This window comes from Sorangium aterium, assembly GCF_028368935.1.
Classification (GTDB): domain Bacteria; phylum Myxococcota_A; class Polyangia; order Polyangiales; family Polyangiaceae; genus Sorangium; species Sorangium atrum.
This window is the reverse complement of the sequence record NZ_JAQNDK010000001.1, coordinates 3734657-3748342: the sequence shown is the minus strand read 5'-3', so window position 1 is coordinate 3748342 and position 13686 is coordinate 3734657. Positions and strand designations below refer to the sequence as shown.

The 13686-nt window shown below is 68.3% G+C and carries 12 protein-coding genes; 5 read left to right on the top strand and 7 right to left on the bottom strand.

The window, feature by feature from the left end:
• Nucleotides 1-24 precede the first annotated feature (24 nt).
• The 3 genes from POL72_RS13890 to POL72_RS13880 all read right to left on the bottom strand — a co-directional run bounded on the left by POL72_RS13890 (nucleotide 25) and on the right by POL72_RS13880 (nucleotide 3561).
• Nucleotides 25-1536 (bottom strand): GMC family oxidoreductase, encoded by a 1512-nt coding sequence (locus tag POL72_RS13890; RefSeq protein WP_272095676.1) that lies wholly within the window; start codon nucleotides 1534-1536, stop codon nucleotides 25-27.
• A 30-nt stretch (nucleotides 1537-1566) separates the two neighbouring features.
• Nucleotides 1567-2514 carry an alpha/beta hydrolase gene (locus POL72_RS13885; protein ID WP_272095675.1) on the bottom strand — a complete coding sequence of 316 codons (948 nt, stop codon included), beginning with the start codon at nucleotides 2512-2514 and terminating at the stop codon, nucleotides 1567-1569.
• Nucleotides 2515-2649: 135 nt separating this feature from the next.
• On the bottom strand, nucleotides 2650-3561 hold the full coding sequence (locus tag POL72_RS13880; protein WP_272095674.1) for a LysR substrate-binding domain-containing protein: 912 nt from the start codon (nucleotides 3559-3561) through the stop codon (nucleotides 2650-2652).
• 160 nt (nucleotides 3562-3721) lie between these two features.
• On the opposite strand from POL72_RS13880, the gene POL72_RS13875 reads away from it, so the two are divergent.
• The 3 genes from POL72_RS13875 (at nucleotide 3722) to sigJ (ending at nucleotide 6422) form a co-directional block, all read left to right on the top strand.
• Nucleotides 3722-4333 (top strand): isochorismatase family protein, encoded by a 612-nt coding sequence (locus POL72_RS13875; protein ID WP_272095673.1) that lies wholly within the window; start codon nucleotides 3722-3724, stop codon nucleotides 4331-4333.
• A 179-nt stretch (nucleotides 4334-4512) separates the two neighbouring features.
• Nucleotides 4513-5535 carry an NAD(P)H-dependent oxidoreductase gene (locus POL72_RS13870; RefSeq protein ID WP_272095671.1) on the top strand — a complete coding sequence of 341 codons (1023 nt, stop codon included), beginning with the start codon at nucleotides 4513-4515 and terminating at the stop codon, nucleotides 5533-5535.
• A gap of 5 nt (nucleotides 5536-5540) precedes the next feature.
• On the top strand, nucleotides 5541-6422 hold the full coding sequence (sigJ, locus tag POL72_RS13865; RefSeq protein WP_272095670.1) for an RNA polymerase sigma factor SigJ: 882 nt from the start codon (nucleotides 5541-5543) through the stop codon (nucleotides 6420-6422).
• Between the two features lie 329 nt (nucleotides 6423-6751).
• On the opposite strand, the gene POL72_RS13860 is transcribed toward sigJ, so the two are convergent.
• On the bottom strand, nucleotides 6752-7453 hold the full coding sequence (locus POL72_RS13860; RefSeq protein ID WP_272095669.1) for a DUF4336 domain-containing protein: 702 nt from the start codon (nucleotides 7451-7453) through the stop codon (nucleotides 6752-6754).
• 142 nt (nucleotides 7454-7595) lie between these two features.
• A complete protein-coding gene (locus POL72_RS13855; RefSeq protein WP_272095668.1) occupies nucleotides 7596-8495 on the bottom strand; it encodes a putative signal transducing protein in 900 nt (299 codons plus the stop codon).
• Between the two features lie 693 nt (nucleotides 8496-9188).
• Here POL72_RS13855 and POL72_RS13850 point away from each other — a divergent pair.
• Nucleotides 9189-10169, top strand: coding sequence for an SGNH/GDSL hydrolase family protein (locus POL72_RS13850; protein WP_272095667.1), 981 nt, complete (start codon nucleotides 9189-9191; stop codon nucleotides 10167-10169).
• A gap of 271 nt (nucleotides 10170-10440) precedes the next feature.
• On the opposite strand, the gene POL72_RS13845 is transcribed toward POL72_RS13850, so the two are convergent.
• Nucleotides 10441-11505, bottom strand: a complete 1065-nt coding sequence (locus POL72_RS13845) for an aldo/keto reductase (RefSeq protein WP_272095666.1) — start codon at nucleotides 11503-11505, stop codon at nucleotides 10441-10443.
• Between the two features lie 76 nt (nucleotides 11506-11581).
• Here POL72_RS13845 and POL72_RS13840 point away from each other — a divergent pair, with 76 nt between their 5' ends.
• Nucleotides 11582-12502 (top strand): LysR family transcriptional regulator, encoded by a 921-nt coding sequence (locus POL72_RS13840; protein WP_272095665.1) that lies wholly within the window; start codon nucleotides 11582-11584, stop codon nucleotides 12500-12502.
• A gap of 258 nt (nucleotides 12503-12760) precedes the next feature.
• On the opposite strand, the gene POL72_RS13835 is transcribed toward POL72_RS13840, so the two are convergent.
• Nucleotides 12761-13198 (bottom strand): hypothetical protein, encoded by a 438-nt coding sequence (locus tag POL72_RS13835; protein ID WP_272095664.1) that lies wholly within the window; start codon nucleotides 13196-13198, stop codon nucleotides 12761-12763.
• Between the last annotated feature and the right edge of the window lie 488 nt (nucleotides 13199-13686).

The following is a 13686-nucleotide window of genomic DNA, read 5'->3' as shown; positions in this document are numbered from 1 at the left end:
TGTCGGCGCGGCGTGCTCGTCGCCTCAGAGCTTCCGGCTGATGGCTTCGGCGAGCATGATCGTCGTCACGTTCGTCGGCGCCGAGATGATGTCCGGCATGATCGACGCATCGACGACGCGCAGACCGTCAACGCCGCGGACCGCGCCCCCTGCATCGACGACGGCGCCCGGATCGTTCGGTCCGCCCATCGGGACGGAGGATGTCGGGTGGGAGTAGCCGTCGACCTGCGCGATGATCGCCTTCTCCAGCGCGGCGTCGCCCTGCACGTCGTTGCCCGGGGTCATCTCCAGCTCGACAACGTCGCTGAACGGCGCGGTCTTGCCGATCTTGCGCGACAGGCGCACAGCTTCCATCATCCGCCGCAGGTCGCTGCGGTCCTCGAAGAAGTTGAAGCGTATCAGCGGCATCACACGGGGATCGCGGCTCGCCAGGCGGATCGATCCCTTCGACTTCGGCAGCGTCACCGAGCAGGCCAGCACGATCGCCCCTCCGGTCGGGCTCTGGGCCGGATCGAAGATGTGCGTGCCGGAGATGTGCAGGTCGAGCTCGTCCGCGCCCGCCTCGCTGGACCTGGTCCAGAGGATCGCGCCGGCGACCGGCGTCATCGACCTGGCTTCGGGTTTCAGCGCATAGACGTTGTAGTAGAACGGGTGCTCCTTCAGCCGCTGGCCGACAGGCGCCTCGACGATGACGGGGATGTCGAGCTCCCTCAGATGCGACGGAGGGCCGATGCCCGAACGCATCAGGATCGCGGGGCTGCCGTACGCGCCCGCCGACAGGATCACCTGACCGGCCGCGATGGTCTCGCCGCCGACGAGACGCACGCCCGTAGCGCGGCGGCCTTCGAACACCACGCTGTCGACCTCGACGCATCCTCTGATCGTCAGGTTTGGCCGGCGGCGTACGTCTTCCGTGAGGTAAGCCATGCCGGTGTTGATCCGCTTGCCGTCGACGACGTTCAATGTGTAGGGCGACACCCCGTGCTGCTCGGCGCCGTTGAAATCGGTGACGCGCGCGAGGCCGCACCTTTCCGCGGCGAGCACGAACGCGCGCATCGACGGGGTGTTCTCCTCCATCGTCCGCTGCCGGATAGGGAAGGGGCCGGTGCGCCCGTGCCAGGCGTCTTCGCCGGCCGGTGTGTTCTCCATCGCCTTGAAGATCGGCAGCACGTCCTCGAACGACCAGCCTTCGACGCCGTGTGCTGCCCAGCGCGCGAAGTCGGACGGCCTGGCGCGGATCGCGACCGCCGCGTTCACGCCCGAGCTGCCGCCAAGCACCTTGCCGCGAATCGCGTTCACGCCGTGACCGAGCCCGAGGTGATCCTGGGTGTGGTAGCCCCAGTCGTGATCGCGATCGCCGCCCACGCGGTTCGCGTCCGCGATCACGTCCGGTGTGTTCGCCGGCGTGTAGGCCTGGCCAGCTTCCAGCAAAAGAACCCGACGGTCCCGGTCTTCGCTCAGGCGGCTCGCGAGCACGGCGCCCGCGGATCCGCCGCCGGCGATGACGACGTCGAATTTCTGGGTTTCGTTGACCATTGAGGTTTCTCCTTTTCTGACGGGCTCCTTTCAGCCGCGATCGAACGCGTCGCGGAGGAAGCGGGCGGCGCGATCGAGCGCATTCCTGCTGGTTTCGAGGTGCGCTACGTCGAGCTGGAAGACGTGGTGCATGCCCTCGAAGATCTGGAGCTCGACGGAGACCCCGGCCTTCGCCGCGCGATCGGCGTACTGCTTGGAATCGTCGAGCAGGCGCTCGTCGGTGCCGACCTGGATGAGGAGCGGCGGCAGGCCTTTCAGGTCGCCGAACAGCGGCGAGGCGAGCGGATCGGAGGGGCTATGGGCGCCGACAACCTTTCGGGCGCAGTCCTGCAGGTAGTCGTGGCCGAGCAACGGATCGACGATGTCCGGATCCGTCATCGACGCGCCGGTGAAGGAGAGGTCCACCCATGGCGAGAACACGACGCCGGCGACCGGCGCCGGACCAGCGGGCTTCCCAATCAAACCCGCCAGCGTCACGAGCGTGAGGCCGCCGCCCGCGGAGTCGCCGACGATCGCGATGCGATCGAAGCCCTTGGCGATCAGAAACAGGGATGCGGTCCGCGCCGCGTCAGGAGCGGCCGGCAGCGAAGCTTCGGGCGCCAGAGGATAATCGATGACGAGCGCCGGGATCTTGGTGCGGCTGACGATCTGGCTGACGAATCCGCGGTATGCCTTCGCCGAGCCGAGGACGTAGCCGCCGCCGTGCAAATAAAGGATCGCGCGCTTCGGCTCGGCCTGCTGCGGATGGATGAAAAAGCCCCGCACGCCCGCCTCGTCGACAGCTTCGAGCGTGACGTCGCTGGTCAGAGGAGAGCCGGAGATGAAAGCATCGTAGACGGCTCTCCGGTCTCCCGTCGCCGTCGCCCAGAAGCTGGCGAACCGCTCGCGCAGCGCGGCTTCGCGCTGCCGCTCCTCGGACGGGAGCTTGATGATCTCCGTTTTGCTCCGTCGATGATCCTGCAACTGCGTTTCCGACATCGTCGTTCTCCATCGTTGGACATGGCTCCGCCGCCCGCGCGGAGCCACGTGTCGCGCGTGGCATGGATCTAGGGCGGGAAACGCCGACCGAAAAGACGCCAAATTTGAGACTCAGCGTCCAGCTGGTTGGACGACCTAGATCAGCACGGCTTTCGGAAGCTCGGCCGCCAGGTGATCGAGGAAGGCGCGCACCGAGGGAAGCAGCCCCTGCCTGTAGGGGACGAGCGCGGTGATCGTGGAGTCGCCCGCGATCCAGCTCGGCAGCACCCGGCGCAGCTTGCCGGACTTCACGGCCGCCCGGCAGATGTAGCCGGGCAGGGCGACGATCCCGAGACCTCGGATCGCCGCCTGCTGCAGGCCGACCATATCGTCGCTCGACAGCCGCGGCGTCAGCGGCACCACGGCCTCGTTCTTCGCCTGACGCACGTGGCGCAGCCGCCAGACCGGATCGATCCCGGTCCGCATCATGAACAGCGATGGATGCTCGCGCAGGTCCTGGGGTCTCTGCGGCTCGCCTTTCTCGTCGAGGTAGTCGGATCCGGCGAACAGGTACCAGGGGGCGGGCGCGAGCGTCCGCTGGACCAGGTTGGAGTCCGGCAGCGGATCGGAGTGCGCTCGGATGGCGACGTCGAAGTTCTCTCCGACGATGTCGACGGCGCGGTCGACCGCATGCACGACGACGTTGACCTTCGGGTACTGCACAAGGAAGTCCGCGACGATGTCGGACATCGCGAACTGCATCGTCGCCACGCCGCCGGTGCAGCGTATCGTGCCGCTCGGCTCGACCAGGCGCTGGCGGATCGTGGCCTCGGCCAGCTCGGCTTCGCGAAGCATGCTGACCGCGTGCCGATAGAACTCTTCGCCCGCATCCGTCGTCCCGAACTTGCGCGACGTGCGGTTGAGGAGCCGGACCCCGAGGTTGTTCTCGAGCTGCTGCATGCGGTGGCTGAGCGTCGATTTGGGGGTCCGCAGCGTGCGGCTCGCGGCCGTGAATCCGCCCCGATCGACCACCTGCACGAACAGGAAGAAATCGTTCAAATCCAGCATGTTCCACCCGTCGTCCAACCGATCGGACGCTGAGTTCGAAAATTGACGTCTTTTGGGTTGTTCGTCCAGCGGGTAGTCCTCCCGTCGTCACGGCAAACGGCCGTGATCCCGAAGCTCCGGACCCACCGGGATCCGGAGACGAACCGAGGACCCGATGACCATGCGCAAGTACGAACCGCTCACCCAGGACAATGCCGCCGTCATCCTGGTCGACCACCAGGTCGGCCTCATGACCGGCGTCCGCGACTACTCGACAGGCGAGCTGAAGCACAACGTCGTCGCCCTGGCGAAGGCTGCCAGGTCGCTCGAGCTGCCGATCGTCGTCACCACGACGGCGCGCGACAGCATGTGGGGGCCGACCTTCCCCGAGCTCGTCGAGGCCTTGCCCGGCATCGAGATCATCGATCGCTCGACCGTGAACGCCTACGATGACCCGCGCGTCGCCAGGGCCATCGAAGCGACCGGCCGCAAGAAGCTGATCTTCGCCGGCATCTCGCTCGAGGTATGCGCGGGCTTTCCGGCGATGACGGCCGTCGCGCGCGGACTCGACGCTTACGTGGCCGTCGACGCTTCCGGCACGTTCAGCGAGACCAAGCACGACGTGAGCCTGTTCCGCATGCAGCAGGCCGGCGTCATCCTGTCCGACTACGCGACCCTGATGGTCGAGATCCTCAAGGACAACAGCCGTCCGGAGGCGGGCGCCGTCTACGCCGCGCTCGACATGCCCTGGGCCACGCTCGTCGGCCAGGTCGCCAGCGCTCTGCGCAAGTGAACGAGGCGGTGTCGGTCGAGCCCGCGGGCACCGGCGAGCGGCAAGGCTCCGGCACGAGGGGTGCCTGGCGGAGCGGGCGGACCTGACGCGCCGAGCCGAGCGCCTGCGTCCGTGCTGCGCCGGCGGTCACATTCGGGTGGGCTGCTTTGTCCTGGGAGCGGACCCCACCCGGAGAGGACATGAAGAAGCTGCTCAGGATAGATGCAAGCGCCCGCACGCAAGGGTCGATCTCGCGGAGCGTGGCGGACTATTTCCAGGTACGCTGGACAGAGTCGAATCCAGGCGGCCGCGTCATCGTTCGCGACCTCGCCCGGTATCCGGTGCCGCACCTCGACGCCGCGACCATCGCTGCGTTTCTCGCGCCCCCGCCGCCTTCCGGGGGGCCGCCGCCCGAGGGCCTCGTGCTGTCCGACGCCTTGATCGATGAGCTGAGCTCGGCCGATCACTTGCTGATCAGCAGCCCGCTGTACAACCTCACGCTGCCATCGACCCTCAAGGCGTACTTCGATCACGTCATCCGCAATGACCGTACGTTCGCGCAGGCAGAAGGGCGCTACGTGGGCCTACTCACCAGCAAGTCGGCGTCCGTCGTGACGACGCGCGGCGGCGTCGCCTCGCCCGCCGCCGCGGACGAGCTTCAGACCCGCACGCTGCGGGCGATACTGGCCTTCATCGGCGTCACGAAGGTCGACGTGATCTCGCTGGAGGGGATGAGCGGAGACGAGGTCTCTCGGTCGCGTCGCATCGCGAGCGCGCGGGCCGAGATCGACCGTCTCTTCGCCTCTCCTGGAGAGCCTGTGTGGCTCGGGCCGTTCACCGAGGAAGATCGCCGGGAGATCGGCGGGCTGCGGGCTGCGCAGGCTGCTGCCATCCAGCAGGGCGACGCGGAGGCCTACGCAGCGCTTTGCACCGACGACATTCAGCTCCTGATCCCGGGGCACGATGTCGTCTCCGGCCGCGAGCGGTTCCTCGCGTGCGAAGCGGAGCTCTTCCGGAGCGCGAGCTTCGCGTCGTTCAGGAAGATGCCGGAGCGGATCGAGGGGAGCGGCGACCTGGCCGTCGAGATGGGCCGGCAAGAGGTGGCCATGCGGCGCGGCGGCGCCGCGGGCGTCTTCGCCGCGCGGCAAAAGTACACGCATGTTTTCCGGCGGACGGCGCAGGGCTGGCGCTTCGCCGTGCTGATGTCCAACGCCATCGAGTAACCGTCATGGATCACCGAACGCATCTTTTCGAGAGCCACCGCCCCCTCCTCGAGGGGCTCGCTTACCGGATGCTCGGCACGCGCGCCGACGCTCTCGACATCGTGCAGGAGACGTTCTTGAAGTGGAGCCAGACAGACGTCGACCAGATCCGCGACGCGCGCGCGTGGCTCGTCACGGTGTGCAGCCGCATCGCGTTGAACACGCTGCAATCGGCGCGTTCCCGGAGAGAGACGTACGTGGGCACATGGCTGCCGGAGCCGTTGATGGAGGACACGCGGAGCCCTGACGAGGAGCCGCAGATCGACGAGACCGTCTCGGTGGCGTTGATGCACGCCCTCGAGCGGCTGACGCCGAACGAGCGCGCCGCGTTCCTGCTGCACGACGTGTTCGGCTACAGCTTCGACGAGATCTCCACCCTGCTCGGCAAAGAGAGCGCAGCGTGCCGGAAGCTCGCCTCCCGTGCCCGCGCGCGGGTCCGCGACGCGCGGCCGAAGTTCGCGGCGTCGTCCACCGAGCACCGGCGCCTCCTGACAGCGTTCCTGAATGCTGCCCGCGCTGGCCAGATCGACGAGCTCCGCAGGCTGCTCGCGGAGGGCGTGGAGCTCCACGCGGACGGGGGCGGCAAGGCCGAGACGGTGACCCACGTGCTCCGCGGCGCGGACGCGGTGAGCACCTTCTTCGTCCGCGTCTGGAGCGCCGCGGCGCATCCCGATGGCCGCTACCGCTTCGTGCTGCGGTGGTTCAACGGTTCCCCGGGGCTCCTGGTCCACGACGAAGATCGCCTGATCGCCGCCGTGAGCGTGAGCGTCGACGAGGGCGTGATTCGAGGGATCTATGCCCACCGCAACCCGGAGAAGCTCGCGGCCTTTCTCGCGGAGGCTGGCTAACTCTACTGCGGGAAGTTGCCCCTGATCAGCAGAAAAACCGCCAAGGCGCCGAGGCCGCCAAGAGAAGAAGGGGAGGGCCGTCCTGGCATTCCCCCTCTTCTTCCCCTGGTTTCTTGGCGCCCTTGGCGGCTAGGCGGTTCGCTTCTCAGGGCGACCTCCCGCAGTAGTGCTAAGCGGCGCGGGCCCGGCGAGGGAGGGGCCAGAGAGCAGCGGCTGGTTGAGAGGCGAGGATGCGTGCGGGGCGAGCGCCTCACCCTGCGCCTGATGGCGGGCGCCCGATCGACGGGGCTGGCGCTCGGCAAGCGCCGCTTGGAGGCGGCGCCGTCAACTTACACCTTCACGCCCTCCAGTCGCCAGGCTTGCGCGAGGTCGTCGCGCCAACCTTCTTCGATGACGTCGGCATGCCCCACGATGAGCCGTTGGGCCGGTCGTTCCAGCATGGCGCGGATGGAGCGCGCGGCCGCGGCCTTATCCGGAATCTTCTTTCTGGCGTCGGGGGGTACGCGCACCCGCTCGTAAAAGCCGGTAATGCGCGCGGCGTAACGCAAAGTCCAGTGGTCCTTGGCGCCGGCGCAAAGGACGATGTCTGCGCCGAGCAGGGTTTGCGTTGGCCGATGGTAGAGCACCGTCTCGTCCCAGAACGGCACGCCCTGAAGTGGCAAGGCCTCGAACTCGGGAACCTGCTCGCCGAACTGGGCGTCGTGGATATCCATGTGGAGTTTCAACGCCTTGTTCCTGTTGAGCGCCGACGCCGGTCCCACCACCTTCGCGTCAGGGAAATGGGCCGCCGCCGCGGGTGCCCCGAGGTGATGCCAGCAGTTGGGTACCACCAGCCAGCGCACTGGGCCCAGGGCTCGTAGCTGCTCTGTCAGCCCATCGGTGGGAGGGGCTGGAGTGTGAAGGAGTAGACTGCCGTCGTCGAGGCGTACGACCGTGGTGCGGGCGCGCATCCGTACCCCGCTGAACCACACGGGGCGGTCCAGGGTCCAGATCTCGTCGTCGACCACGGCGGTGAGAGCGCTGTCAGGCATGCGGGCGACCTCCTCCACGCGGGCGCCAGGAAATCCGACCGTGATCCGGAAGTCAATCTCGCCGGGCGCTTTTCGAAACCGTGGAACGGCGGGATCGCCGTTCGCGGCGATCCGCGTGTTCGGCAGCCACGGCCATTCGTCCTCAACCCGAAGCGCTGGCTGGCCGCTTCTTCGTTCTCTTCTTCTTCTCGCCCTCGCGCGCCCGGTCTGACGCCCGCAGCGCGCTGAGCTCGCGCCGGAAATCCGCGGCCGCCGCGTAGTGCTCATCAGCCGACCGAATGACGCCGGCGATGGCGCCGCTGCAGCGCGGGCACTCGCTCCGGTCGGACGTCAGCGCCGTGCGGCAGCCCGGCTCGGAGCAGAGATCGTACTGCCACCAGCCACCGACGGCCCAGCCGATGAAGGGCGCCCCGACGAGCACGGCGAAGGCGAGCTCCCCACCGGCGCGCGGCAGGGCGGCAGTGACCAGGAGCGCCCCGCAGAAGCCCGCGAACAGGCCGAGGAACAGGCCCATGCCCGAGTGCGCGCGCCGCAGGCGGAAGACCGGCCGCGGATCGCCCTCCTCGAGCTTCGTCATCGCGGCGGGCCCCTCCTTCGGATCGTCCCAGACGTGGCCGCACTTGTGGCAGTGCCAGCGCCTCGGCAGGAACAGCAGGAGCGGCGCGGCGAGGATCGTGAGCGCGGTGGCGGCGCTCGATCCCTCGAGGCGCAGGCGCTCGTGGAAGCAGTAGGCGAGCTCGCAGCGCGGGCAGCGGACCCCGCCAGCCTCCTCCTCGTCGTCGTTGCTGGCCGCCTCCCCGGGATGGACCTCGAGGAGCCTCTCCACGCGCTGGAGATCGCCCTCGCGCACCTGCAGCTGCGTGCCGCCGGCGGCGCCGCTCAGCAGCGGGTTGTAGCTCGCTGCCTCGAACACGTGGGACTCGATGCCGTTGGCCGAGAGCAGCGTGCGGTCCATCTGGGCCGCGACCGGATCGAGATAGCGGCGGACGGTGATCAGCTTCCCCGTGCCCGAAGCAGCATCCAGCTTGTCGCGGTACGGCAAGACGTCGCCTCCCCTGGGTCGAGACAGTGTCGCCTGGCTATTCGGTGAATCCCAGGGCTAGGAAATGCAAACGCGATCCGAAAGTCAATCTCCGCGTAGTGGCCGTTTCACTGTGCAGCCACGGTGCACGCGCTGGTGGACATAGAGAGCCTTACGCGATCCGCATCCCTCCACAGGATGGGAGTACGCGTTCGGCGACCCCCATCCTGTCGTCGAGCCTCTGCGCCGCTTAGAAACCCGTGCCGGAGGTGTCGATGGACGAAAGCACATGCCTCGCGGCGGGCGTGCCTCGCGTGCCTGCGGCAGGCAAGACCCAAGGCGACCACATACAGCCGCAGCGGAACGACCCAGGAGCCGCTCGTTGAGAGCGCGGAGGCCGGGCGCCCTCCCCCCTGCGGGAGCACCGGAGGCACGTCCTCCTGACACGGCACGGAATCTCCGCTGGCCTCGCAGAGGGTGGCGGCCATGGGGGTAGCTGGAGAGGTGTAACCGCCGTTCGCGCTCGGCCGCCGCGTGGCCGCGAAGAGCGCCGCCGTCCAGACGCACTTCCCCTCGCGATAAAATAGTTCAACGACGACGGCAACCTCGATAAGCTGCGCTTCACAATCGCGGTGGAGCACGCGATCGTGCTATGCGTAGGAGATGCTCGTACACCGCCTGAAATTCTCTTCTTCCGCCGTCCTCGCGTGTGTGGTGCTGCTCGTCGCAGCGTGCAGTGATGACGCCGACTCGCCGGGCACGACGACGGGCGGAACCGCGAGCACGGCCAGCTCCGAGACCACGAGCGGCAGCGGGACAGCGGCGGGTGGCGGCTCGCCCGGCAGTTCCGGCTCGAGCGCGACCAGCGGGGGCGCGGCGAACGCCGGTGGGGGAGGCACGGCCGGCGGCGGCACCGGGGGCGCCGGCGGAGCGGGCTCGGGTGGCATGGGCGGCGGATCCGACGGTGTCGGAGGTACCGCGGGCGAGGGAGGTGGCGCAGGGGGCAGCGCTGGCGCGGGCGGCGGCCCGGCATTCCAGCCCTGCCCGGCGAGCGGCTCCTGTAAGATCATGCCCTTCGGCGATTCAATCACGCAGGGATTCAACGTCGCCGGCGGCTACCGCGCCCCGCTGTTCCACCTCGCGCTCGAAGCGAACCGCGACATCACCTTCGTCGGTTCCGCCAGTGATTACAGCGTGCCCATGGTGGACGGAGTGACGTTCCCGAGGAACCACGAGGGTCACGGCGGCTGGACGATCGAGGGCAACAACGGCATCGCGCAGCTCGTGGGCACCAGCATTCCGAATTACAAGCCCAACATCATTACGTTGATGATCGGAACGAACGACATCAACGGTAACATCAACCTTGCGGACGCACCGAATCGCCTGGGCAAGCTGCTCGACTCGATTTTCATGCGTGATCCGAACATCCTCGTGGTGCTCGCGCAGATCGTGCCGACGAGAACGGACGGCACGAACAACAACGTCAAGGCCTACAACGCGGCCATGCCCGACCTGGTTTCGACGCGCGTTAGCAAGGGGCAGCACATCGTGCTGGTGGACATGTACACAGCGTTCACCAACGACCCGAACTACAAGCAGTCCCTCTTCGCCGACAATCTCCACCCGAACCAGGCAGGGTATAACCGCATGGCCGAGGTTTGGTTCCAGGCGTTGAGCCCGTACCTCCGCTGAAATCGAAAGGCGAACGCCACCAACGCTCGAGCAGATTCGCGGAGCACGCCGTCCGAGCCGAAATTGAGGAGCTCGCGGCGTAACCCCGGCTATTGGTTCGCCCCGGCGCAATCACCTCGCCTGGTATCGAAAACGAATGGCAGCACGACGCGGCTTCCGCTCGGCGAGCCGACCGATGTTCCAGCACGCTGTCCCAACCGAGGGCCACCGCACTGGAAAGGTGACGCTGTAAGAGCAACTTATCTAGCGCAGGGCGGCGTCGCCCTGCCCTTCAGCGCCCTTGGCCGTTCGATGCGTCGCTGCTCGACGGTGCGGGACGCCTCTCCTGAGAGCGCTCACTGTCGAGCATCGCCATGTGGACTTCCGGGTAGCGCGCGCCGGCGACTTCGCTCGCGGGCACCGCGGCCTCGAGCTCAGCGACCTCCGACGCGTCGAGCGAGACATCGAGGCTCGACAGCGCCTCCACGAGCTGTTTGCGCGTGCGCGACCCCAGGGTCGGGACGATCGTCACGCCCTGAGCCGCGCCCTTCGCGCGGACCCACGCGATGGCGAGCTGCGCCGGGGACACGCCCTTTTCCGTCGCGAGGCGCGCGAGCGCATCGACGAGGGGTTGGTTCCTCTCGGCATTGCCCGCGGAGAAGCGGGGCATGTGCGCGCGGTAGTCGCCCTCGCCCGACGGCTTTGCGCCTGTGAGCAGCCCGCGGGACAGGACGCCGTACGCCGTCATCGCGACCCCGAGCTCGCGCAGGGCCGGGATGACGCCGACCTCCGCGCCGCGGCTCACCAGCGCATATTCGATCTGCAGATCGCAGATCGGATGCACCGCCGCCGCGCGCCGGATCGTCTCCTCGCCGACCTCGGACAGGCCGATGTAGCGGACGTAGCCCGCCTTCACCATGTCGGCGATGGCGCCCACCGTCTCCTCGATCGGAACATTGGGATCGAGGCGCGACGGCCTGTAGATGTCGATGTGGTCTACCCCGAGGCGCGACAAGCTGTGCGCCAGGGCGTTCTTCGTCGTGGCCGGACGCGCGTCGTGCCCGAGGATCTCGCCGTTCGGGCCGCGGAGCGCTCCGAACTTGACGCTGAGGAGCGCCTTGTCGCGGCGACGTCGCAGCGCCTTGCCGACGAGGAGCTCGTTCTTGCCCATGCCGTAGAAGTCGCCGGTGTCGAGGACGTTCACGCCCCGCTCGAGCGCCTCGTGGATGGTCGCGATGCTCTCGGCCTCGTCCGATACCCCGTACCAGCTCCCAGCCCCCATGCCCATGCAGCCGAGGGCGATGGGAAACACCGAAGGACCGCTCTTGCCCAACCTTACTTCGCTCGCCGTGATCATGTGGTGCCCTTTCCTTTCAGGCATCGAAATAACGGCCGATCGAGCCTGCTGCACGTGTATCCTCGGAAGCCTGAGCATGATCAAAAGTAGGCCTCGCGGGTTCGACAGGCGTTCGCTGGACGGCCTCGGCGTCCTCCGCGCGGTCGTGGAGGCCGGGAGCTTCGTTGGCGCGGGGGAGGCGCTCGGCCTCACGCAATCCGCGGTCAGCCGTGCGATCGCCCGCCTCGAAGACCGCGTCGGCGTGCGCCTGTTCCGCCGCACCGCCCGCTCCATCTCGCTGACCGACGAGGGGCTCCGCTACTACGAGTCGGTGGCGCCCCACCTGGCCGCCATCGAGGACGCGACCATCGAGGCGGGCGGCTCCTCGGCCAAGGTTCGCGGCCGCCTGCGCGTGAACGTCGACGGGAGCGTCGGGCAGTTCGTGCTGACGCCCCGCCTGGGGCCGTTCCTCGCGCGCCACCCCGAGCTCTCCATGGAGATCGCCGTGCGCGATCGCATGGGTGACCTGATCCGCGACGGCTTCGACGTCGCCGTCCGGTTCGGTCACCCGGAGCCGTCGGCATTGAAGTCTCGCCTGCTCCTGCGCACGCGCGTCGTCACCTGCGCATCGCCGGCGTACCTCGCGCGCCACGGGGCGCCGCACCGCCCGAGCGACATCGAGAAGCACCCGTGTGTCCTGATGCGAGATCCCTCCACGGGGAGCCATTTCGCATGGGAGTTCGTGCGCGGGAAGAAGGTCGTCCCCGTGAGCGCCTCCGGACAGCTGATGGTGAACGGGGTCGGTCCGCTCCTCGCGGCGTGCCTCGCGGGACAAGGGATCGCGCAGGTGCTCGAGCTCTACACGCGCGAGCTCCTGGCCGACGGACGGCTCGTTCAAGTGCTGCCGGAGTGGGCCGAGGAGACGTATCCCCTCTACGCGTACCATCATGCCGCACAGCTCGTGTCGGCCAAGGTCCGCGCCTTCCTGGAGTTCGTCGTCGCGCTGACGCGCGCATAGCGTCAGGATCGCCGGCGCCGCGCGGCCCCTTGGATAACGTGAACAAGCGAATCAATGGGTTGCGAGGCCCGACCGATCTGCCGGGAAGCAAGGTCCAAGGGCAAGGAATGCAGAAAAGAGAGGAACCGCAAGGGGCGCCGAGGGGCGCAAGGGACCAGAGACGAGAACTTCTCTTGCCCGTCCCTTGCGCCCCTCGCGCCCCTTGCGGTTTCTCTTCCCTTCTGTTGATTTCCTCGGGACTCCAGCGCGCTCGGTGCGCTAGGCCGCCCTCGAGCGATCCACGCGGAGCTCGATCCAGGGAGAGGTCTGCTCGGCCAGGGTGCGGTAGGTGAGCGCCGCGGCGCCGACGAAGAAGAGCGCGAGCGCGGCCGGGCCGATGTCGATGCTCCCGGTCGGCTCGACGGTGCCGAGCACGCTCGCGTGGAACGCGCGGAACGGGCCGAGGTGGCCGCCGCACGGGATCTCGACAGCGATCACCGCGTCACCCGGCGCGGCGTCCTCCGCGCTCACCTCGCCGCGCAGGAGCGCGAACCCCTCGCGTATCGCGCCGGGCGAGGCCGAAGGGCTCCGCGCATACGCGGCGATCTGCGAGCGCCGCCGGTGGTGGAGGCAGCGCCCGATCGCGATGGCGACCGCGACACCCAGCACCACCCCGGCGACCCCGTAGACGATGAAAAGGCTCGCGACGAAACCCATCGTGCCAGCGTAGACGTGCGGCGTCGGGACGTCGAGATGGGGTGTTGGTCTCAAGAGCGCCGGGAGAGCACGGCGCGCGTCTCGCACCCCAGGCGCACGCACCGATCACCGCGGCGCGCCGCGGCCCGCGTCGGCGCGTACAGCGCCGCCGGCGTCAATCCCACCTCGTGTGTGGCGCGCAGCGCATCTCCCGCCTGCTCCGCCGCGTGGGTCTCGGTGATTGGCACTTCGGCCGTTGTGCAGCGCTGTCGTTCGCGATCGGTCGCTCGTGCGCTGGGTTCGATAAATGCTTGTAGTTTCGATTGCTTGCAGCGGTTTCCCTCCCCGCGTTCCGCTCCTGATCCATCGCTGGAGCGGTGCCCTGGTGCGCCAGCGAACGGTCGTGAGGCCCGCCGTGCGCTTCGCGCGAAGGCCCGCGTGAGGAGCCGCTCGCGCAGCGCCCGGCGGTCGGGCGTCGAGCGCGACGAGGCAGGGGATGAGCCCTCCGA

Excerpts from the sequence above, each read along its gene's own strand:
- POL72_RS13890 (WP_272095676.1), bottom strand. The coding sequence starts at position 1,536 with ATGGTCAACGAAACCCAGAAATTCGACGTCGTCATCGCCGGCGGCGGA.
- POL72_RS13885 (WP_272095675.1), bottom strand. The coding sequence starts at position 2,514 with ATGTCGGAAACGCAGTTGCAGGATCATCGACGGAGCAAAACGGAGATC.
- POL72_RS13880 (WP_272095674.1), bottom strand. The coding sequence starts at position 3,561 with ATGCTGGATTTGAACGATTTCTTCCTGTTCGTGCAGGTGGTCGATCGG.
- POL72_RS13875 (WP_272095673.1), top strand. The coding sequence starts at position 3,722 with ATGCGCAAGTACGAACCGCTCACCCAGGACAATGCCGCCGTCATCCTG.
- POL72_RS13870 (WP_272095671.1), top strand. The coding sequence starts at position 4,513 with ATGAAGAAGCTGCTCAGGATAGATGCAAGCGCCCGCACGCAAGGGTCG.
- sigJ (WP_272095670.1), top strand. The coding sequence starts at position 5,541 with ATGGATCACCGAACGCATCTTTTCGAGAGCCACCGCCCCCTCCTCGAG.
- POL72_RS13860 (WP_272095669.1), bottom strand. The coding sequence starts at position 7,453 with ATGCCTGACAGCGCTCTCACCGCCGTGGTCGACGACGAGATCTGGACC.
- POL72_RS13845 (WP_272095666.1), bottom strand. The coding sequence starts at position 11,505 with ATGATCACGGCGAGCGAAGTAAGGTTGGGCAAGAGCGGTCCTTCGGTG.
- POL72_RS13840 (WP_272095665.1), top strand. The coding sequence starts at position 11,582 with ATGATCAAAAGTAGGCCTCGCGGGTTCGACAGGCGTTCGCTGGACGGC.
- POL72_RS13835 (WP_272095664.1), bottom strand. The coding sequence starts at position 13,198 with ATGGGTTTCGTCGCGAGCCTTTTCATCGTCTACGGGGTCGCCGGGGTG.